This window comes from Mesorhizobium robiniae, from assembly GCF_040545535.1.
In the GTDB taxonomy this organism is placed as follows: domain Bacteria; phylum Pseudomonadota; class Alphaproteobacteria; order Rhizobiales; family Rhizobiaceae; genus Mesorhizobium; species Mesorhizobium robiniae.
Genome location: NZ_JBEPMC010000002.1, coordinates 393,851 through 414,155, shown reverse-complemented (window position 1 = coordinate 414,155; position 20,305 = coordinate 393,851). Strand labels below are relative to the sequence as shown.

At 63.0% G+C, this 20,305-nt stretch carries 15 protein-coding genes; 6 read left to right on the top strand and 9 right to left on the bottom strand.

Features of this window, described 5'->3' with window-relative positions:
• Window positions 1-6: 6 nt before the first annotated feature.
• Window positions 7-3,495, bottom strand: coding sequence for a PAS domain-containing hybrid sensor histidine kinase/response regulator (locus ABID19_RS06365; protein WP_354488925.1), 3,489 nt, complete (start codon window positions 3,493-3,495; stop codon window positions 7-9).
• Between the two features lie 231 nt (window positions 3,496-3,726).
• Here ABID19_RS06365 and mscL point away from each other — a divergent pair, with 231 nt between their 5' ends.
• Complete coding sequence (gene mscL, locus ABID19_RS06360; RefSeq protein ID WP_354488923.1) at window positions 3,727-4,146, top strand: large conductance mechanosensitive channel protein MscL; 420 nt, start codon at window positions 3,727-3,729, stop codon at window positions 4,144-4,146.
• A 108-nt stretch (window positions 4,147-4,254) separates the two neighbouring features.
• Window positions 4,255-5,421: a pyridoxal phosphate-dependent aminotransferase gene (locus ABID19_RS06355; RefSeq protein WP_354488922.1), complete on the top strand. Its 1,167-nt coding sequence runs from the start codon at window positions 4,255-4,257 to the stop codon at window positions 5,419-5,421.
• Window positions 5,422-5,444: 23 nt separating this feature from the next.
• On the opposite strand, the gene hemA is transcribed toward ABID19_RS06355, so the two are convergent.
• The gene (gene hemA / locus ABID19_RS06350; RefSeq protein ID WP_354488920.1) at window positions 5,445-6,722 is read right to left on the bottom strand and encodes a 5-aminolevulinate synthase; all 1,278 of its coding nucleotides are present in this window, start codon (window positions 6,720-6,722) and stop codon (window positions 5,445-5,447) included.
• A 282-nt stretch (window positions 6,723-7,004) separates the two neighbouring features.
• On the opposite strand from hemA, the gene galE reads away from it, so the two are divergent.
• Together galE and ABID19_RS06340 are read left to right on the top strand one after the other, a co-directional pair.
• Window positions 7,005-8,000, top strand: a complete 996-nt coding sequence (galE, locus tag ABID19_RS06345) for a UDP-glucose 4-epimerase GalE (RefSeq protein ID WP_354488918.1) — start codon at window positions 7,005-7,007, stop codon at window positions 7,998-8,000.
• Window positions 8,001-8,036: 36 nt separating this feature from the next.
• Window positions 8,037-9,287, top strand: coding sequence for a D-amino acid dehydrogenase (locus ABID19_RS06340; RefSeq protein WP_354488916.1), 1,251 nt, complete (start codon window positions 8,037-8,039; stop codon window positions 9,285-9,287).
• Between the two features lie 22 nt (window positions 9,288-9,309).
• On the opposite strand, the gene ABID19_RS06335 is transcribed toward ABID19_RS06340, so the two are convergent.
• The 7 genes from ABID19_RS06335 to ABID19_RS06305 form a co-directional block, all read right to left on the bottom strand.
• On the bottom strand, window positions 9,310-10,692 hold the full coding sequence (locus ABID19_RS06335; RefSeq protein ID WP_354488914.1) for an FGGY-family carbohydrate kinase: 1,383 nt from the start codon (window positions 10,690-10,692) through the stop codon (window positions 9,310-9,312).
• Entirely contained in the window at window positions 10,689-11,006 is a 318-nt protein-coding gene (rhaM, locus tag ABID19_RS06330) for an L-rhamnose mutarotase (protein ID WP_354488912.1), read from the bottom strand. Before rhaM ends, ABID19_RS06335 begins: the two co-directional genes overlap by 4 nt.
• Window positions 11,006-12,007 carry an ABC transporter permease gene (locus tag ABID19_RS06325; protein ID WP_354488910.1) on the bottom strand — a complete coding sequence of 334 codons (1,002 nt, stop codon included), beginning with the start codon at window positions 12,005-12,007 and terminating at the stop codon, window positions 11,006-11,008. The genes rhaM and ABID19_RS06325 overlap by 1 nt, the downstream gene beginning before the upstream one ends.
• Window positions 12,004-12,981 carry an ABC transporter permease gene (locus ABID19_RS06320; protein ID WP_354488908.1) on the bottom strand — a complete coding sequence of 326 codons (978 nt, stop codon included), beginning with the start codon at window positions 12,979-12,981 and terminating at the stop codon, window positions 12,004-12,006. Before ABID19_RS06320 ends, ABID19_RS06325 begins: the two co-directional genes overlap by 4 nt.
• The gene (locus ABID19_RS06315) at window positions 12,978-14,519 is read right to left on the bottom strand and encodes a sugar ABC transporter ATP-binding protein (RefSeq protein ID WP_354488906.1); all 1,542 of its coding nucleotides are present in this window, start codon (window positions 14,517-14,519) and stop codon (window positions 12,978-12,980) included. Before ABID19_RS06315 ends, ABID19_RS06320 begins: the two co-directional genes overlap by 4 nt.
• An 83-nt stretch (window positions 14,520-14,602) precedes the next feature.
• Entirely contained in the window at window positions 14,603-15,598 is a 996-nt protein-coding gene (gene rhaS / locus ABID19_RS06310; protein WP_352936966.1) for a rhamnose ABC transporter substrate-binding protein, read from the bottom strand.
• Window positions 15,599-15,643: 45 nt separating this feature from the next.
• A complete protein-coding gene (locus ABID19_RS06305; RefSeq protein ID WP_354488903.1) occupies window positions 15,644-16,453 on the bottom strand; it encodes a DeoR/GlpR family DNA-binding transcription regulator in 810 nt (269 codons plus the stop codon).
• A 190-nt stretch (window positions 16,454-16,643) separates the two neighbouring features.
• On the opposite strand from ABID19_RS06305, the gene ABID19_RS06300 reads away from it, so the two are divergent.
• Window positions 16,644-18,746 (top strand): bifunctional rhamnulose-1-phosphate aldolase/short-chain dehydrogenase, encoded by a 2,103-nt coding sequence (locus ABID19_RS06300; RefSeq protein ID WP_354488901.1) that lies wholly within the window; start codon window positions 16,644-16,646, stop codon window positions 18,744-18,746.
• 226 nt (window positions 18,747-18,972) lie between these two features.
• Window positions 18,973-20,265, top strand: coding sequence for an L-rhamnose catabolism isomerase (rhaI, locus tag ABID19_RS06295; protein ID WP_354488899.1), 1,293 nt, complete (start codon window positions 18,973-18,975; stop codon window positions 20,263-20,265).
• The last annotated feature ends 40 nt before the right edge of the window (window positions 20,266-20,305 follow it).

Genomic DNA, 20,305 nt, shown 5'->3' with positions numbered 1-20,305 from the left:
ACACCGTTACTCGGCCGCCGATGCCAGCGGCCTGACCCTGGCCATCATCGAGCGCAGCACCGCTGGTTTGAGAGGTTTGTTCATCACCGGCACGTCGAGCCTGCCGGCACTGGCGCGCACCTCGCTCGATCGGTCGGCGGTTACCAGCACGGCCGGCATGTCCTGGCCGTGTATCGCGCGCAGTTTAGCGATCACTTCAAGACCGGTCTCGCCGTCGAGATGGTAGTCGGCAAGCACGATGTCGGGGCGACGCATGACCGATCCCTCGAGATCCTCCGAGCCCGAAAACGTCTCGACGCTGCAGCCCCAGCCTTCGAGCAATAGCCGCATGCCGTCGAGGATGCGGGCGTCGTTGTCAATGCAGAGTACGCGGAGCCCGGCAAGCGAAGCAGCAGTGCGGACCGGCGCCTTCGCCGCGACCTCGCGCCGCGGCTCCTGCGCTGCCGCGACCGGCAGAATGACGGAAAAGCGCGTACCTTTGCCTGGGTTCGAAAAGATCCGGATTTCCAGGCGCAAGACGCGAGCGATGCGGTCGACGATGGAGAGGCCGAGGCCGAGGCCTTCGGCCTCGCGCGCACCCTCGTCGAGCCGGGTGAATTCGCGGAAGACCGTGTTCAGCTTGTCGCCGGCAATGCCGATGCCGGTGTCGATCACCTGTATCTCGACCAGTTCGCCGCGCCGCCGCACGCCGACTAGGACGTGGCCGTGGCGTGTGTATTTGACGGCGTTGGATATGAGGTTCTGGATCAGGCGGCGTAAGAGATTGCGATCCGTCATCACGCTGAGCGACGACGGCACGATCGTCAGGCCGAGCTTCCTCTCGGCGGCAAGCGGCTGGAAGTCGTTGCCGATCTGTCGCAGCAGTTCGCCCAGGCTGAAGACGGTGTCGTCCGGTTTCATCGCGCCGGCATCGAGACGGGAGATGTCGAGCACCGCGCCGAGAATGGTCTCGACCGATTCCAGCGAGGATTCGATGTTGATCGCCGCCTTGCCTGCCCGCCCCTTGCCGGCCTTTTCGATCAGCGACGAGCAATAGAGGCGGGCGGCGTTCAGGGGCTGCAGGATGTCGTGGCCGGCGGCAGCAAGGAAGCGCGTCTTGCCGAGATTGGCCTCCTCTGCCAGCATCTGCGCCTGTGCCAACTCCTCGTTGACGCGGGTCAGTTCGACGGTGCGGTCCTTGACGCGCTGTTCGAGCGATTCATTGGCGCGCTTGAGCGCCAGATCCTGCTCGACGCGTCCGGAGATGTCGGCATAGGTGGCGACGATACCGCCGTCAGGCATCGGGTTGGACCGCAATTCAAGGATGCGGCCGCTGGTCTTCAGCTCCATCTGCCAGGGGCTGACGAAACTGGTGAGGCGGTTGAGCATCGCCACCCGCTGGTCGGCCGGAATATCGCCACGCTCGGCAAGGTGGCGCAAGATGCGGTCGAGCGAGACGCCGACCTGGCCCATTTCGTCGGGCAGATCGAATAGCGCTCGATACTGGCGGTTCCAGCAGATCAGCCGGAAGTCCCTGTCGAAGACGGTGATTCCCTGCTCCATCTGGTCGAGCGCGATCTGCAGCAGGTCGCGATTGTGCTGCAGCGCCTCGGTGGCGTCGTCGAGCAGGCGGAAGGCATCCTTGGATTCGCGGTCGTTGCGGCGCAGCAGCAGCGACAGGATCAGCCGCGCCGAAGATGAGCCGACGGCACTCGCCAGAAGCTGCTCGGAGAAACGGATGACGTCCATGCTGGCCTGCTCGTTGCCGTGCAACGAAGCACCACTGCTCTCTTCGAACGTTTGAAATGACCGCTCGGTGCGTTCGACGCCGAGATAGCGCGCGATGGTATCCTTGAGGTCATTGACGGTGACAGTGGTGCGGAAGCGGCGCAGGCTCGGCATCGGGCTCGCCTCGCGCGGCACGAAGATCGACGCCTGGATGCGTTCCAGCGGCACAGAAGCGCGCGATAGCGAGCCGAGCACGAAGAACAGCGTGTTGATCGACAGGCTCCACAAGACGCCGTGGTTCAGCGGCTCGGCGACGGTGCCGAACAGCGCTTGCGGCCGCAACGCTTCGAAACCGAACAGGCCGTGGACGACGATGCCGGTATCGGAGGCAGCCAGCGACGGCAGCAGCAGCGTGTAGCTCCAGACGACGATGCCGGCGACCATGCCGAGTGCTGCACCCCTGCCGTTGGCGCCGCGCCAGATCAACCCGCCGATCAATGCCGGCGCGAACTGCGCGATCGCGGCGAACGACATCAGGCCGATCGAGGAGAGCCGCGCGCTGTCGGTGCTCTCGCGATAGTAGAGGAAGGCGATGAACAGCATGATGAAGATCGCCGCCCGCCGCACGTTGAGGATTAGTGTCGACCAATCCTCGTTCTCGGAAGTCGTGGTCCTGAGCAGGCGGCGCACGAACAGCGGAATGACGAGGTCGTTGGAGATCATGATCGACAGCGCGACGCTTTCCACGATCACCATCGCGGTCGCCGCCGACAGGCCGCCGATGAAGGCCGCCATGGCCAACAGATCGTGACCGCTGAGCAGCGGCAGCGACAAGACGTAGAGATCGCTGCTGGTTCTGGTGCCGACCAGCGCCAGGCCGGCGAGCGCAATCGGCGGCACGAAAAGGTTGATCGCCACCAGATAGAGCGGAAACACCCATGTCGCGGTGCGCAGCTCGGCCTCGCTGCGGTTCTCGACGATGGTGACGTAGAATTGGCGCGGCAGCATGATGATGGCGAAACCGCTCAAACATGTCAGCACCAGCCAGGTGGCGAGCGATGTGCTGTAGCTCATCGCCTGCTGCACTTGCGTATTCTCGGCGAGCTTGTCGACCATGTCGCCTGGGCCACCGAAGATCAGGAAGGTCACCATCAGGCCGATCGCCAGGAAGGCGGCGAGCTTGACCACGGTTTCGACCGCCACCGCCAGCACCAATCCGTCCTGGTGCTCGGTGGCGTCGGCGTGACGCGTGCCGAACAGCACCGCAAACAGCGCAAGCAGCATGGCGACGACGAGTGAGATGTCGCTGAGGAAGGGATCGAAAGAGGGCGGCGAGCCGGTATAATGCTCGACCATCAGGCTGACCGAGCCGGAAATCGCCTTCAACTGCAGCGCCATATAGGGCACTGCGCCGACCGTCGCGATCAACGTGGCGATCGCCGCTACGGCAAAACTCTTGCCGTAGCGGGCACCGAGGAAATCGGCGATCGACGTGATCTTCTCGGTCTTGGCCAGCCTGACGATACGCCGAAGCAACGGGAAGCCGAACACGAATACCAGCACCGGTCCGGTATAGATGCCGAGGAATTCGAGGCCGCGCTCGGAGGAAAGGCCGACCGAACCGAAGAATGTCCATGAGGTACAGTAGATGGCCAGGCTGAGCGCATAGATAAAGGGGCGGGCCTTGCCAGGCCCCGATGGCACCGAGCGTCGGTCGCCGAGGCTGGCGATGACGAACAGCAACGTCACATAGGCGATCGCGATGATGACGATGAACCAGCCCTGCACGGCCTGAAAATCCTCCCTTGCCGATTTTGCACCCGGCTTGCTGAGACGCAATCACAGCTTGGCGATCAAGTCCATCGCGGCTTTCGGCGCAGGATGGCAGCGGCTTCGACGATCCTGGCCGGTGGAAACCGTCTTTTGCGCATGTTGCAACCGGAGGTTTTTGCTATTGTGGCGTGGGCCGGACGAAGCGGGCAGAGGCGCCGGCACGGTCCGTCATGACAGGAGGGTCGAATGCTGAAAGAATTCCAGGAGTTCATTTCCCGGGGCAACGTGATGGACCTGGCCGTCGGCGTCATTATCGGCGCCGCCTTCGGCAGAATCGTCGATTCGCTGGTCAACGACATCATCATGCCCATCGTGGGCGCGATTTTGGGCGGACTGGACTTCAACAATTACTTCTTGGCACTGTCCTCTGCCGTCAACGCGACCTCGCTGGCCGAAGCCAAGAAGCAGGGCGCCGTTTTCGCTTATGGCAGCTTTATCACCGTGGTGCTGAACTTCATCATTCTCGCCTTCATCATCTTCTTGATGGTCAAGGCGGTGAATAATCTCCGCAGGCGGCTAGAACAGCAGAAGCCCGCCACCCCTACGGCTCCGCCGGCCGATGTCGCGCTGCTCACCGAAATTCGCGATCTCCTCGCCAGGAAATAATCCGAAGGCAGTTCGCTGGACCAAAACCCCGGTCGTTTTCGGCCGGGTTTTCTGTTTTCGCCTGCCGCAAAACACGCTAGCAGTCCGGAAGACGAAAACGGATCTATCATGACCTTGATCGAGAATTTGCGCGCCGAGGCTCGGGCCGCGCCGGAAAGCGGCATTGTCGCCGTCATGAATCGCGGCCGCGACCGCGACGGCATGATCCCGCTTTGGGCCGGCGAGGGCGACCTGCCGACGCCCGCCTTCATCACCGATGCCGCTGCCCGGGCGCTGGCCGGCGGCGAGACCTTTTATACCTGGCAGAGGGGCATCCCCGAGCTGAGGCAGGCGCTCGCCCGCTATTACATCAGGCATTTCGGCAGGAGCTTCGCCGAGGAAGAATTCATTGTCACCGGTTCGGGCATGCATGCCATCCAGCTGGCGCTCGACGCCGTCGCTGGGAAGGGCGACGAGGTCGTCTACCTGTCGCCGGCCTGGCCGAACTTCGCCGCTGCCGCCAGCCTGGCGGGCGCCATCCCGGTCGCGGTCACGCTCGACCAGTCCGGCAATGGCTGGTCCTGCGACGTCGGCAAGATCGAGGCGGCGATCACGCCAAGGACAAAGGCGCTGTTCGTCAACACGCCGTCCAACCCGACCGGCTGGACTGCCGACAGGGAGACGCTGCAGGCGATCCTCGACCTTGCCCGCGAAAGGGGCCTGTGGATCATCGCCGACGAGATCTATTCGCTGTTCCACTACGGCGACAGTCGCGCGCCTTCCTTCATCGACATCATGGCCGACGAGGATCGTATCCTGTTCGTCAACAGTTTTTCCAAGAACTGGGCGATGACCGGCTGGCGCGTCGGCTGGATCAAGATCCATCCTTCGCTGCAGCAGGTGTTCGAGAACCTGGTCCAGTATTCGACCTCAGGCGTCGCCCAGTTCATGCAGCGCGGCGCCGTCGTCGCGCTCGATGAAGGCGACGTCTTCATCGCTGAGCAGGTGGAGCGGGCAAGGGCTGCGCGCGACCTGGTCTGCGGCATCCTGGCTGCGACCGGCAGGGCACGCTTTACCGTCCCGCAGGGAGCGTTCTATCTGTTCTTCGCGGTCGACGGCATCACTGATTCACGCGCCACCGCCTTCGACATGATCGATCGCGCCAATGTCGGCCTGGCACCCGGAACCGCCTTCGGTCCCGGCGGCGAGGCCTTCCTCAGGCTGTGCTTCCACCGCCGCCTCGACCAACTCGAGGAAGCGGCGCACCGGCTGGCGAAGTGGATGAAGACTGCTTGAGGGCGCCGGAGCCTGAGGCGACCTCAGCCGCCGGACTTCGGCACCAGCAACGGAATGACGCGGTCGCTCTCGGCTACTGAAGGCCCGCCCGCCGAGCCGTAAGGAATGCCCAAAGCATCCCAGGTCTCGACCAGCGCGTCCTGAAGTTGCGCGATCAACTGATCCGAATGGAACGGCGTCGGCGTGATGCGCAGTCGCTCCGTGCCGCGCGGCACGGTCGGGTAGTTGATCGGCTGGATGTAGATGCCGTGGACGCCGAGCAGGCGGTCGCTGGCCATCTTGCAGAGCTCGGGATCGCCGACCAGCAGCGGCACGATGTGGGTAGCGGACTCCATCACCGGCAAGCCGGCGGCACCAAGTATCTCCTTGGTCCGTGTCGCCTGGCGCTGCTGCGCGTCGCGCTCGGCCTGCGAGCGCTTCAGATGGCGGATCGACGTGGTCGCCGCGGCGGCGATGGCCGGCGGCAGCGCCGTGGTGAAGATGAAGCCCGGCGCATAGGAGCGCACGGCATCGATCACGGCACTTGTGCCGGTGATATAGCCGCCGAGCGTGCCGAATGCCTTGGCCAGCGTGCCTTCGATGATGTCGATACGGTCGGCCAGCCCTTCGCGCTCGGTGATGCCGCCGCCGCGCGGTCCGTACATGCCGACGGCATGGACCTCGTCGATATAGGTCATGGCATTATAGCGCTCGGCGAGATCGACGATCTGCTTGATCGGCGCGATGTCGCCATCCATCGAATAGACGCTCTCGAAGACGATCAGTTTGGCGCGCTCGCGGCCCGCCGCCTGCAGCAGGCTTTCGAGATGCGCGACGTCGTTGTGGCGGAAGATCTTCTTCTCGGCGCCGGAACGCCGCACGCCTTCGATCATCGAGGCGTGGTTGAGTTCGTCCGAGACGATCAGGCAATTGGGCAGGAGCCGCGCAATGGTCGAGATCGAGGCTTCGTTGGAGACGAAACCGGAGGTGAAGACCAGTGCGGCTTCCTTGTCGTGCAGGTCGGCCAGTTCCAGTTCGAGTTCGACCAGCGGGTTGCTGGTGCCGGAGATATTGCGGGTGCCGCCGGCGCCAGATCCCATCTTGCCGGCAGCGTTCTGCATTGCGGTGATGACATCTGGATGCTGGCCCATGCCAAGATAGTCGTTGGAGCACCAGACGGTGATTTCCTGGGCGCGGCCGTTGGCTCGCCAGATGGCACGGGGGAATTTTCCTACGATGCGCTCGAGGTCGGCGAAGATGCGGTAGCGACGCTCGGCATGGAGTTGGTCGATCGCATCTTCGAAGAACCGCTGGTAATTCATATCGGCTTTCCAATTTTTGCGAGGGATCATAATCATTGCTCTATTCGACGTCCACCTGGCCTTTTTGGTCAAAATGCCACGCCCAAGGCCTGTTCCTAACGAGCGCGGATCATGGCCTATTCCCTTGATGTGCATGAATTTTGTTTCAAGACTATGCCACGCGCCGATGAGACCGGTTACCACAGATACTGATGGGCATGTACTAATGGCCTAGCGGCAGTCTTTCCAGTAAGGCGGGTGTTGAGACAGTTCCCGACAAATCTTGAGCAGCGAGGACATGGGATGACGGTTTTGGTGACAGGCGGTGCCGGCTATATCGGCAGCCATATGGTCTGGGAGCTGCTGGACGCGGGCGAGAGCGTCGTCGTCCTCGACCGGCTTTCGACCGGTTTCGAATGGGCGGTTGCGCCCGAGGCAAAGCTCGTCGTCGGCGATGTCGCCGACAAGGAGCTGGTCGGCTCGATCATCCGTGACAACAAGGTCGATGCGATCATCCATTTCGCCGGCTCCATCGTGGTTCCCGAATCGGTCGCCGATCCGCTCGGCTATTACGAGAACAACACCTGCAAGACCCGCACGCTGATCGAGACCGCGGTGCGCGAAGGCGTGCCCAATTTCATCTTTTCCTCGACCGCCGCCGTCTATGGCGGCGCCGGGCTGGAACCGGTGCGCGAGGATGCCCGCCTTGCACCGGAATCCCCCTACGGCCTGTCCAAGCTGATGAGCGAATGGATGCTGCGCGACGCCGCAATTGCCTACGGCTTGCGCTATACGGCGCTGCGCTATTTCAACGTCGCCGGCGCCGATCCGAAAGGCCGCACCGGCCAGTCGACGCCGGGCGCCACGCATCTGATCAAGGTCGCCGCCGAGACGGCGCTCGGCAAGCGACCGTTCATGCAGGTGTTCGGCACCGATTATCCGACACCCGACGGCACCTGCATGCGCGATTACATCCATGTCAGCGATCTGGCGGCAGCACACCGGCTGGCGCTCGAGCGGCTGCGCGCCGGCGGGACCAGCCTTGTCGCCAATTGCGGCTATAGCCACGGCTATTCGGTGCTCGAGGTGATCGACAGCGTTCGCCGCGTCTTTGGCCACGATTTCGAGGTGCGGATGGGCGAGCGTCGTCCGGGCGACGCCGCGGCGGTGGTTGCCAATTCGGAGCTGGCGCGCCGCGAACTCGGCTGGACGCCGCAGCGCGACGATCTCGACCAGATTGTCGCCGACGCGCTCGCCTGGGAGCGCATCCTGACCGGCAAGAATTCGGCGCGGAGCTGAGAGCGTTTCGGCCGTATTCGGTCCTTTGGGGGCGGCATGAAGATATTGGTCCTTGGCGCTGGCGTCGTCGGCACGGCCGCTGCCTATTACCTGGCCAGCGACGGCCACGAGGTAACCGTGATCGAGCGCCATCCGGCGGCGGCGCGCGGCACCAGTCGATCGAATGCCGGGCTGGTGTCGCCAGGCGACGCCACCGCCTGGGCTTCGCCCGCCGCGCTGAAAACATTCCTGCGCGCGCTTTACAACCATGATCTCGGCATCAAGGTGCGGCTGCGCTTCGATCCCTATTTTCTCGCCTGGAGCCTGCGCTTCCTCAGGCAGTGCACGCAGGCACGGCTGCGCGCAAACAGCCAGGTCAAGCTCCGCTTGGCGCTTTATTCGCGCGACTGCATCAACGCCATCTCCGCCGACACCGGCATCCACTATGATGAGCGCAAGAAGGGCATCCTCTATTTCTTCCGCTCGCAGCAGAGTTTTGACAGCGGCACCGACAATTATCGCTATCTCGCCGAACACGGCCTGCCGATCGAGATCGTCGGCCGCGACCGGCTGGTCGAGCTCGAGCCGGGCCTTGCCGGGGCCAAGGACAGAATAGCCGGCGGCGTCTATTCGCCGATCGACCAGACCGGCGATTCCAGCCAATTCACCCAAAACCTCGCTGCCTATGCCGCCGAGAAACTCGACGTCCAATTTCTCTACGGCACATCAGTCGAAGGCCTCGACATCGAAGGCGATCGGGTGCGCGCGGTGATGACCTCGGCCGGCCCGGTCGCCGGCGACGCCGTGGTCATCTCGATGGGGCCGGAAAGCGGCTTGCTCGGCCGCCGCTACGGCATCGATCTTCCGGTCTATCCAGTAAAGGGCTACACCGCGACGATCCCGCTGGAGGACGAGAGCAAGGGGCCGACCCTGGGCGGCGCCGACGAGGATCAGCTCATCGCCTATTCCAGGCTCGGCAACCGGCTGAGGCTTGCTTCAACCGCCGAGTTCACCGGCTTCGACCGCAGCCACAAACCGAGCGATTTCGCCGCCATGTTCAGGACCGGCAAGGAGCTTTTCCCGGGCGCCTTCGACGAGAAGAAGGCCGAACTTTGGGCCGGTCTGCGGCCAATGATGCCGAACTCGGTGCCGGTCATCGGCCGGGCCCGCTACCACAATCTCTATCTCGACACCGGTCATGGCCATGTCGGCTGGACCATGGCCTGCGGCTCGGGAAAATTCCTCGCCGATCTGGTCGCCGGCCGAAAGCCGGAGATCGATCCGCAAGGGCTGGCCTACAAGGGCTAGTGAGCGCGGCGCCCTGTCCGCATCATGTCTGTTTTCGGCCCTGCGCGTCGACCGCCGCATGCCACGAGCGGGCATAGTTCGCCCAGGCTGGATCGGCCGGCGGTTCGATCCGTTCGCCTTTGCCTTGGACCATTCTTTGGTCCGACGCCAGCAAGGCTGCGCCGATGCTGGTTCCGGTTGCTGCCTCGGACGCAATGACGGGGCGCCCTGTCGCTGCAGCAAGCATGCGCGTGAAAAGCCGGTTGCGGGCGAATGGACCCTCGACGATAGCAGGGCCGTCGGCGCCGATCAGATCGAGGCAGGTCGCGGTCATCAGCGCCAGATAGAAAGAGACGGCGGCAAAGCGCTGGCCGTTGCGGATGGCGTCGGCGTTGAGCCATGTGGCAACGTGGTGCGGGAACGGCCCCGAGCCCTGTTGTGTGGCCGGCAGCAGCAGGACCGCTCTGGCGAACACCGCCTCGACATCGTCTTCGGTCCAGTCTTCCGATTGGCCCTCCGTCAGCAGCGAAAACTCACGGCCGCCCATGAAGCGCGCCGAGGGAACTGGATCACCGAGCGCATTGACGTTGACCAGCGTGTCGCGCGTCGGGTCGAGTTCGACCTTCCTGCCACCGACCGCCATCGATACCACCCAGGTGCCGGTTGAGACGACGGAGAAAGGCGGCTTGTCGGACAGAATATGCGGCAGCAGCGAGGCGTTGGAATCGTGCAGGCCGCAAAACACCGGCGTCTGCGGGTCGAGCCCGGTTCGCGTGGCAAGGGCGGGCAGGATCGGGCCAAGGCGATCCTTCGCCGGCCGCACCGGCGCCATCAGCCGGCGCCATTGCATCTTGTCGACCAGCGACGAAAACTCCGCTCTCCACGGGTTCCACAGATCGGTGTGACAGCCGAGCGAGGTCACTTCGTTGGCAGCGACACCGGTCAGGCGCAACGCCCAATATTGCGGATACATCAGCATCGCGGCGGCTTTTGCGAACTCCGCCGGGAAGTTCCTCTGCTGCCAGAAGAACTGTGCGCCGAGATTGAGGCCGACCGGCAGGCGCGGCGTGCCCGTCTCGGCGAAAGCCGGACGGATCGCGGCGTAGTCCCCGGCAAGAGCGTCGGGTCCGGCGAATTCATAGTCGAGCACCGGCAGTGCCAGTTTGCCGGCAGCGTCGACCAGTACGCCCGTCGCGCCATGGGTGGTGATCGATATCGCGTCGATGCGCCGTTCGCGATTGATCCCGGCGAGGCTGTCGAGGATGAACGACCACAGCAGCTCGACATCGTGGTGCGGGTAGGGACCGTCGGCAACGGGTGCGTTGGCCATCCGGCGCAGCGCGACTTCGCGCATATCGGCGAGATCGACCAGCGCCACCTTGGCATTGGTCTTGCCGATGTCGATGACGGCGACGTGGCGGGTCATTCCATATGGAACATTGTTTCCAGCGGCACTGCCACCGGCTCGTTATCAGGCTTGGTTTCCATGATGTCGGCCATTTCGACCCACCAGCGCTGCATCACCGGGTGTTTCGGCAATTCGTCCATGCCGTGGCCGTCGCGGCGCCACAGCACGCCGAACAAAATGTTGGTCTCTTCGTCGAGATGGATCGAATAATCGGAAACGCCGGCCTGCTTGAGCAGCGTGATCAGCGACGGCCAGATGTCGTCGTGGCGTCTTTTGTATTCGGCCTTCATGCCGGGATTGAGCTTCATCTTGAACGCGTATTTCTCGGCCATCAGCTGAAGCGCTCCCGCCGCACGCGCCGCCAGACGATCGGCAGCGCGATGACGATGATCAGCAGCAGGCCGATGAAGATCGACATGACGATGCCAGGCACATTGAGCAGGCCGAGGCCGAAGGTAACCAGCCCCATGATGAAGGCGGCCAGCACCACGCCCACTATGCTGCCGGCGCCGCCCAGAATGCTGACGCCGCCGAGCACTACCATGGTGATGACTTCCAATTCGTAGCCTTGCGCGATCGACGGTCGGGTCGAGCCGAGGCGCGAGGTGATCAGCACCGAGGCGATGCCCGCCATCAGGCCGGTCAGGCAGAACAGGATGAATTTGATGCGGCCGACGCGCACGCCGGAAAACTGTGCCGCGACCGGATTGTTGCCGATGGCGAAGACGCGGCGGCCGAAACTCGTCCGGTGCAGCAGGAACCAATAGATGACGGCCGCGACGAGGAAGAACGCCAATTCGAACGACACCACCCACCAGACATAGCCCTGACCGAAGAAGGCGAAGCTCGAGGGATAGCCCTTATAGGCCTGGTCGCCGAGGACGATGAAGGCGATGCCGCGAAACAGGCTCATCGTGCCGATGGTGATGACGATCGACGGCAATCCCAGCCTGGTGACGAGCAGCCCGTTGAAGGCGCCGCAGCCGAGCCCGACCAGGATACCGATCGCCACCAGCACCGGCGTGCCGGCGCCGGCCTGCACCGCCATGCCCATCATCGTCGACGCCAATGCAATGATGGCGGCGACCGACAGGTCAATCTCGCCGGAAATGATCAGCAGCGCCATGGCGAGCGCGATCAGCGCCTTTTCGGTGAAGTTGAAGGTCAAGTCCGACAGCGACCACGCGTCGAGGAAATAGGGCGAGGCGAAGCTGTTGACGGCGAAGATGGCGACCGCCACCGCCACCAGCAGCGCCTCCCACGAGAAGATCGCCGCGTTGAATGGCTTGTCGAGCCGGTCGGGAATGTGGCGTGGGGCAGGGGTGTCGGTCATGCCGCTTCCGCCTTTTTGAGGATGATGCGGCCTTGCCGGCGTTCGCCGCGCGCGTTGAGCACCACTGCCAGGATGATGGCGCTGCCCGAAATCGCCATCTGCCAGAAGGGTGAGATGTTGATGACCGGCAGCGCGTTGGAGATGATGCCGAGGAACAGCGCACCGAGCACCGCGCCGCCGACCGAGCCGATGCCGCCGGCGATCGAGATACCGCCGATGACGCAGGCGGCGATGATGTTGAGCTCGTAGCCGTTGGCGACCTCGACCGAGGCGATGACGTAGCGCGAGATCCAGAGATAGCCGCAGAGACCGCCGATCATCCCCGAAATGCAGAAGACGATGAATTTGGTGCGGCCGACATCGATGCCGGCATAGACCGATGCGGTCGGGTTGACGCCGATGGCGTAGATCGAGCGGCCGAGCGCGGTGCGCGTCATCAAGAGGAAGAACAGTGCGATGACCAGTATGGCGATCCACGACAGGACCGGAATGCCGAGGAAAGCAGCGCGCTGCAGGCCGATGAAATCAGGGCTCATCTGATCGGCATTGACCCAGGCGCCGCCCGAAATGACGAAGGTGGCGCCGCGGTAGATGGTGAGCGTGCCGAGCGTCACTACGATCGACGGGATATTCAGCCGCCAGACAAGCAAGCCGTTGATCGCGCCGAGCACCAGTCCGACCAGTAGTGCGATGACGATCAGCAGCGGGATCGGGATTGCCGGATGCGCTGCGTTCAGCATCGCTACCACCATTCCGGTGAAGCACAGGTTCGACGCCATCGACAGGTCGATCGAGCGGGTCAGGATCACCACCATCTGTCCCAGCGCGAGGATCATCAGGATCGAGGTGTCGTTGAACACCTGGCGCAGATTTCCGAGGGCGGCAAAGCCCGGAAAGCGCATCGAGATCAGCCCGATCAGCACGACGATTGCCGCGAGCAACCAGACTTCGCGGTATTTGAGAAGAGCCTTCATGCCGCGATCCCCGCTGCCGTCTTGACCAGCGTTTCGGCGTCGAGCCCCTTATTGTCGTAGACCGAGGCGATACGGCCCTCGCGCATGACGACGACGCGGTCGGACATGCCGAGAATCTCGGGCAGTTCGGACGACACCATGATGACCGACAGGCCTTGCGTGACGAGCTCAGCCATGAAGCCGTGCACGGCGGCTTTCGAGCCAATGTCGATGCCTTTCGTCGGTTCGTCGAGGATGATCACCTTAGGCGCCGTCGCCAGCCATTTGGCGATCACGATCTTCTGCTGGTTGCCACCCGACAGCGTGCCGACATCCTGGCTGAGCGAGGAGGCGCGCAAATCGAGCCGCTCGGTATAGGAGCGGGCCAGCGCGAACTCTTCCGCGAGCTGTAGCACGCCCGATTTGGATGTGCGCTTGAGCGAGGGCAGCGAAATATTCTGGAAGATCGGCAGGCCGATCACCACGCCCTGCTTGCCGCGCTCTTCCGGCACATAGACGATGCCGGCATCGATCGAATCCGCCGCAGATTTCGGCACGATTGTCTTGCCTTCCAGCGTGATCGTGCCGCTGCTGGTGCGGGTGATGCCTGATATCGCCTGCATCACTTCGCTGCGGCCGGCGCCGACAAGGCCGTAGAAGCCGAGGATTTCGCCTCTATGCAGCTCGAAGCCGATGTCGTCGAACTCGGTCGGATGCGACAGGCCGGAGACGGTGAGCACCGGCGCGCCGATCTCGGCCCTGCGCTGCGGAAAGATATGATCGACGGCGCGGCCGACCATCATGCGCACGATCTGGCTCTGGCCGGCGTCCTTGATCAGGCCTTCGCCAACCATCTCGCCGTCGCGGAACACCGTATAGCGGTCGGCAATGCGGTAGATCTCGTCGAACTTGTGGCTGATGAACAGGATCGCCTTGCCCTCGCTTTTCAGGAACTCGATCAGCAAAAACAGCTCTTCGATCTCCTTCAGCGAAAGCGCTGCGGTCGGCTCGTCCATGATGACGATCTGCGCGTCGATAGACATGGCGCGGGCGACGGCGACGAGATGCTTGTTGGCGATGCCGAGGTCCTTCAGCCGCGCATCGGCGTCGATGTGCCCGGCACGCATCGTGTCCAGCACCTCGCGAGCGTTTTTGCGCATGGTGCGCCAGTCGATGGTGCCGAAGCGGGTGCGCGGCGCGTGGCCGAGAAAGATGTTCTCGGCCACCGTCAGGTCGTCGAACAACACGGTTTCCTGGTGGATGGCGGTGATGCCGTGCCCGAAGGCGGCATGGGCGCTGGGCAAGGTGACGGCCTGGCCGTCGATGCTGATGGTGCCAGTGTCAGGCTGATAGATGCCGGTCATGATCTTGACCAGCGTCGACTTGCCGGCGCCGTTTTCGCCGATCAGCGCGGTTACCTGGCCGGGATAGAGCGACAGGCTGACATCATGCAGCGCGCGCACGCCGGGAAAACTCTTCGAGATCCCGGACAGCGTCAGGCGCGGAGCCGGAGCCAAAGGCTGCTCGATCGTCGGGTTGAGTTGGGCTGTCGTGTCCATAGTCGTATCAAGCCCTGAAGCAAGGTTCGTTTGAAGGCGCGGCGGGGCCTGAGCCCCGCCGCGCAAGGTTGAAGGCTCCAGGATCAATAGATCTTGGAGAATTCTTCGATGTTCGACTTGTCGAACTTGAAGGGCGGAGCCATTGCAGCCGAATTGGTGTCGTCGAGCGTGACCTTGCCGACGCGGCCGATCGACAGCGTCGCACCCGGCTTGGCTTCTTCCTTCTTCACCGCCAGGTCATGGGCGAGGTAGACTGCCGAATAACCGAGATCGATCGGATTCCACAGCGCAACCGCCTGGCTGGCGCCGTTGTCGATGAACTTCTTGAACTCCGACGGCAGCGCCAGGCCGGTGACGTTGACCTTGCCGATCAGGTTCTCGTCGGTCACCACCTGGGCGGCGGCAACGACGCCGACCGTGGTCGGGGCGATGATCGCCTTGAGGTTCGGATAGGATTTTAGCAGGCCCTTGGCCTCGTCCGTGCTCTTGGCCGAGTCGTCGTCGCCATAGACGGTGGCGACGAGGTTGATCTTGGGGAATTTCTCCGGCAGCACCTTCTTGGCCGCGTCGATCCAGGCGTTCTGGTTGGTCGCGGTGGACGAAGCCGACAGGATGGCGACATCGCCGCCTTCCGGCAGATAGTCGGCGGCAAGCTTGATGATGGTCTCGCCGATCAGGTTGGTGTCGGACGGGTTCAGGTGAAGCTGGCGGCCTTCCGGGGCGACACCCGAATCCCATGAGATGACGGTGATGCCGCGATCCATCGCCTTCTTCAGCGCTGGAACCAGCGCGTCGGCGTCATTGGCCGAAATCGCGATGGCGTTGACCTTCTGGGCGATCAGCGAATTGATCACTTCGATCTGCGCTTCGGCGGTCGCCTTGGTCGGGCCGGTGTAGATGATGTCGACGCCGCCGAGTTCCTTGGCCGCCTCTTCGGCGCCCTTGTTGGCGGCATCGAAGAAGCCGTTGCCGAGTGACTTCACCACCAGGGCGATCTTGACGTTCTCGGCATAGGCGGCATTCACGAACATGGCGGCGGAGATCGCCGCCGTAACCATCAATTTCTTCAGAAAGCTCATCGAAAATCCTCCCTTGAGCGTTGCATTCCATCGCCGCTGCGAGCCTCAGGCCTGCAGCGAAGATTCTTCCTTATCGCCTAGCGCTGTGCGGGCGACGATCAGGGCCACTCCAGCGGCTTCCAGCATCTTGGCCTCGCGATCCTCGATGCCGTCGTCAGTGATGACGGTGGCGATGCGCGACAGCCCGCACAGGATCAGGCTCGAGCGTTTGCGGAACTTCGACGAATCGATCAGCACCACCAGCTCGTCGGCCTGATCGATCAGTTTCTGCTCGGCCTGAATCAGCAGCGGATCGCCTTCCATCAGGCCCAACGGCCCGAGCCCTTGCGCGCCCATGAACATGCGGCGGGCATAGAAATTGCGCGTCACGTCATTGTCGAAGGGCGACAGGATGATGTTCTGCTCGCGGTAGATGGTGCCGCCCGACAGCATCACCGTGTTCTTGGAATGCTTGAGCAGGTGCTCGGCGATCGGGAAGGAATTGGTGAAGATCGGCATGCGGCGGCCGGTCAGGAAATGCACCATCTGGAAGGTGGTGGTGCCGCCATTGATGATGATCGGCTCGCCGTCCTTGCAGAGTTCCACCGCATCCCGCGCGATCGCTCGCTTCTGCGAAGCGTTGATCGTCTCGTTGACCGAAAAGGGCCGGCCGGCAAGGCCGATGAACTGCGGTGGGGTGATCGCTTCGGCGCCGCCACGCACGCGGCGCAGGCGCTTTTGCACATGCAATGCGGCGATGTCACGCCGGATCGTCGCCTCGGACGAGTCCGTCAGGTCGACCATCTCCTGCACCGTCACCACAGGCTTTTCCTGGACGGCGGACAGAATGATCCTGTGGCGCTCTTTTTCGTGCATGGTTCCTCCCTGCCTCAGCATCTAGGCACCCAAAACGCGCAGTGTCAATCATTTCCGATCAGATAAATTGTTTGTGCAATGCAATATGATTGATATTGATCGTTTGTGATTGACAACGCCGCCGCTTGCGTAGAAATTCGGAAAAAAGGGACCGCGCCGTTTTGCGGTCTCGCGTCACGGGAGGATACCTATGCTCGACAAGCGCTCCGGCACGCGCCTCGCCAATCTTTGGGATGAGGCGAAAGCCCAGGCAATGAGCGAGCCGGAACGTCTCGTCTATCGCTCGAATGTTCTCGGCTCCGACAAGCGCGTCACCAACTATGGCGGCGGCAACACCTCTTCCAAGATCTGGCAAAAGGATCCGCTCACCGGGCAGAGCGTGGAGGTGTTGTGGGTCAAGGGCTCGGGTGGCGACAGCGCCTCGATCAAGCTGGACGGTTTCGCCACGCTCTACATGGACAAGCTCAGGGCGCTGAAGGGCCTCTATCGTGGCCTCGATCACGAGGACGAGATGGTGGGCTATCTGCCCCATTGTACGTTCAATCTTAACCCACGCGCGGCCTCGATCGACACGCCGCTGCACGCTTTCGTGCCGAAGCCCCATGTCGATCACATGCATCCCGACGCCATCATCGCCATTGCTGCGGCGAAGGATTCCAAGGCGCTGACCAAGGAGATCTTCGGCGACGCGATCGGCTGGCTGCCATGGAAGCGTCCGGGCTTCGAGCTCGGCCTGTGGCTGGAAAAATTCTGCGTTGAAAACCCAGAGGCTAAGGGCGTCGTACTGGCAAGCCATGGCCTGTTCACCTGGGGCGACACCCCTAGAGAATGCTACGAGACGACGATCTCGGTGATCAACCAGGCGATCGAATGGTTCGAGCGCAAGTCTGAAGGCAAGCCGATCTTCGGCGGCGAGGTGGTCAAATCGCTCGATGCACCGGCGCGTCGTGCCGTGGCAGCAAAACTGATGCCGAGGATCCGTGGCCTGATTTCGGAGAAGAGCCACAAGCTTGGCCATTTCGACGATTCGCCCGCCGTGCTCGAATTCGTCAATTCGAAGGATTTGCGTCCGCTGGCAGCGTTAGGCACGTCCTGCCCGGACCATTTCCTGCGCACCAAGATCCGGCCGCTGGTCATTGAGTTCGATCCCAAAACCCCGGATGTAGATGCCGTCATCGCCCGTCTGGCCGACGACGTGGCGGAATATCGCGTTGGCTATCAGGCCTATTATGACAGGTGCAAGCATGCGGATTCGCCACCCGTGCGTGATCCCAACGCCGTGGTCTATCTGATGCCCGGCGTCGGCATGTTCACCTTCGCCGGCGACAAGGCGACGGCGCGCATATCGGGCGAGTTCTATGTCAACGCCATCAACGTCATGCGCGGCGCCTCGACGGTGTCGACCTATGTCGGGCTGCCCGAGCAGGAAGCCTTCGACATCGAGTACTGGCTGCTAGAAGAGGCAAAGCTGCAGCGCCTGCCGAAGCCGAAGGCTCTTGCCGGCCAGATCGCGCTGGTCACCGGCGGTGCCGGCGGCATTGGCCGGGCAACGGCCAACCGGCTGCTGCGCGAAGGCGCCTGCGTCGTGCTGGCCGACATCGACGAAGCAGCACTTGCCAGCGCCAATGACGAGTTGGCCCAGGCTTATGGCAAGGATTTCGTGCGGCCGCTGGTCATCAATGTCACCGCTGAGGACCAGGTGATCTCCGGCTTCGCCGAGACGGCGGTCGAGTTCGGCGGCATCGATATTCTGGTGTCGAATGCCGGCCTGGCAACCTCGGCGCCGATCGAGGAGACGACGCTGGCACTGTGGAACAAGAACATGGACGTCTTGTCGACCGGCTATTTCCTCGTTTCGCGGGAAGCTTTCCGGTTGTTCCGCGCACAAAAGATCGGCGGCAACGTCGTCTTCGTCGCCTCCAAGAACGGTCTTGCGGCATCGCCCAACGCCGCCGCCTATTGCACGGCCAAGGCGGCCGAGATCCATCTGGCGCGCTGCCTGGCGCTGGAAGGCGCGGAAGCCCAGATCAGGGTCAATGTCGTCAATCCCGATGCCGTGTTGCGCGGCTCGAAGATCTGGACCGGCGAGTGGAAGGAACAGCGCGCCGCCGCCTACAAGATGTCGACCGACGACCTGGAGGAGCATTACCGCTCGCGCTCGATGCTGAAGCGTTCGGTGTTCCCCGAAGACATCGCCGAGGCGATCTATTTCTTCGCCTCCGACATGTCGGCCAAGTCGACCGGCAACATCGTCAATGTCGACGCGGGCAACGCCCAGAGCTTTACGCGATAGCGTCATGGCTCTGACAGTTGTTCTATTTGGTCGAGGTCGTGTTGCGAGGCTCCACAAGCCCTGCGCCGTCATCCTCGGGCTTGTCCCGAGGATCTGCGCTCCAAAGGGAATGTGACGCGATCCGGATCCATAGGCCTGTGGATCCTCGGGACAAGCCCGAGGATGACGCGCTTGGTGGGCGGATGAGGGTAGCGCCGACCGAGTGCTTTTTAGGAGGGAAACCGCAGTGTCCGAAACCATCATCTCCGCCGATGTCGTCGAAACGAGCAATGCCGCGCGTAAGGCCGACCTCAAGCGCGACTACGCCTCGCTCGGCGAACGGCTCGACCGGCGCGGCATCACCATCGACGCCATCCGCGACAAGGTCGAGAAATTCGCGGTCGCCATCCCGTCTTGGGGCGTCGGCACCGGCGGCACTCGCTTTGCCCGCTTTCCCGGCGCCGGCGAGCCGCGCGACATCTTCGACAAGATCGAGGACTGCGCCGTCATCCGGCAGTTGACGCAGGCGACGCCGACCGTCTCGCTGCACATCCCGTGGGACAAAGCCGATCCAAACCGGCTGAAACAGGCGGCCTCCCGCTTCGGCCTCGGCTTCGACGCGATGAATTCGAACACCTTCTCCGACGCCAAGGACCAGGAGCTTTCCTATAAATTCGGCTCGCTGTCGCATGCCGATGCCGCAACGCGCCGGCAGGCGGTCGAGCACAACCTCGAATGCATCGAGATCGGCAAGACCCTGGGCTCCAAGGCGCTGACGGTGTGGATCGGCGACGGCTCGAACTTTCCCGGCCAGGTCAATTTCGCTAGGGCGTTCGAGCGCTATCTCGACGCGATGAAGGAGATCTACGCCGGACTGCCGGACGACTGGAAGCTGTTCACCGAGCACAAGATGTATGAACCGGCTTTCTATTCGACGGTCGTGCAGGATTGGGGCACCAATTACATCATCGCCAAAGAGCTCGGCGACAAGGCGTTCTGCCTGGTCGACCTTGGCCATCATGCGCCCAACGTCAACATCGAGATGATCGTCTCGCGGCTGATCCAGTTCAAGAAACTCGGCGGCTTCCATTTCAACGATTCCAAATATGGCGATGACGACCTCGACGCTGGTTCCATCGACCCCTACCGGCTGTTCCTCGTCTTCAACGAGCTGGTCGATGCCGAGCTTTCCGGCGCCGACGGCTTCGATCCGGCCCACATGCTCGACCAGAGTCACAACGTCACCGATCCGATAGAGAGCCTGATGCTGTCGGCGGTCGAGGTGCAGCGCGCCTATGCGCAGGCGCTGCTGGTCGACCGCAAGGCGCTGGAAGGCTATCAGGACACCAACGACGCGCTGATGGCGACGCAGACGCTGAAAGCCGCCTATCGCACCGATGTCGAGCCGATCCTCGCCATGGCGCGGCTGAACACGGGCGGCGCCATCGATCCGGTCGCCGCTTATCGGGCGGCCGGTTACCGGGCCAAGGTCGCGGCGGAACGGCCAGCGGTTGCCGGCGGCAGCGGTGGAATTGTTTGATGTCAGGGTCGGTCTGAAAACGAAAAACCCGCCGGAGGCG

Coding starts and splice junctions, on each gene's coding strand:
- ABID19_RS06335 (WP_354488914.1), bottom strand. CDS start 10,692: ATGACCCGCCACGTCGCCGTCATCGACATCGGCAAGACCAATGCCAAG.
- ABID19_RS06325 (WP_354488910.1), bottom strand. CDS start 12,007: ATGACCGACACCCCTGCCCCACGCCACATTCCCGACCGGCTCGACAAG.
- hemA (WP_354488920.1), bottom strand. CDS start 6,722: ATGAATTACCAGCGGTTCTTCGAAGATGCGATCGACCAACTCCATGCC.
- mscL (WP_354488923.1), top strand. CDS start 3,727: ATGCTGAAAGAATTCCAGGAGTTCATTTCCCGGGGCAACGTGATGGAC.
- rhaM (WP_354488912.1), bottom strand. CDS start 11,006: ATGGCCGAGAAATACGCGTTCAAGATGAAGCTCAATCCCGGCATGAAG.
- galE (WP_354488918.1), top strand. CDS start 7,005: ATGACGGTTTTGGTGACAGGCGGTGCCGGCTATATCGGCAGCCATATG.
- ABID19_RS06300 (WP_354488901.1), top strand. CDS start 16,644: ATGCTCGACAAGCGCTCCGGCACGCGCCTCGCCAATCTTTGGGATGAG.
- ABID19_RS06305 (WP_354488903.1), bottom strand. CDS start 16,453: ATGCACGAAAAAGAGCGCCACAGGATCATTCTGTCCGCCGTCCAGGAA.
- ABID19_RS06340 (WP_354488916.1), top strand. CDS start 8,037: ATGAAGATATTGGTCCTTGGCGCTGGCGTCGTCGGCACGGCCGCTGCC.
- ABID19_RS06320 (WP_354488908.1), bottom strand. CDS start 12,981: ATGAAGGCTCTTCTCAAATACCGCGAAGTCTGGTTGCTCGCGGCAATC.
- ABID19_RS06355 (WP_354488922.1), top strand. CDS start 4,255: ATGACCTTGATCGAGAATTTGCGCGCCGAGGCTCGGGCCGCGCCGGAA.
- ABID19_RS06315 (WP_354488906.1), bottom strand. CDS start 14,519: ATGGACACGACAGCCCAACTCAACCCGACGATCGAGCAGCCTTTGGCT.
- rhaS (WP_352936966.1), bottom strand. CDS start 15,598: ATGAGCTTTCTGAAGAAATTGATGGTTACGGCGGCGATCTCCGCCGCC.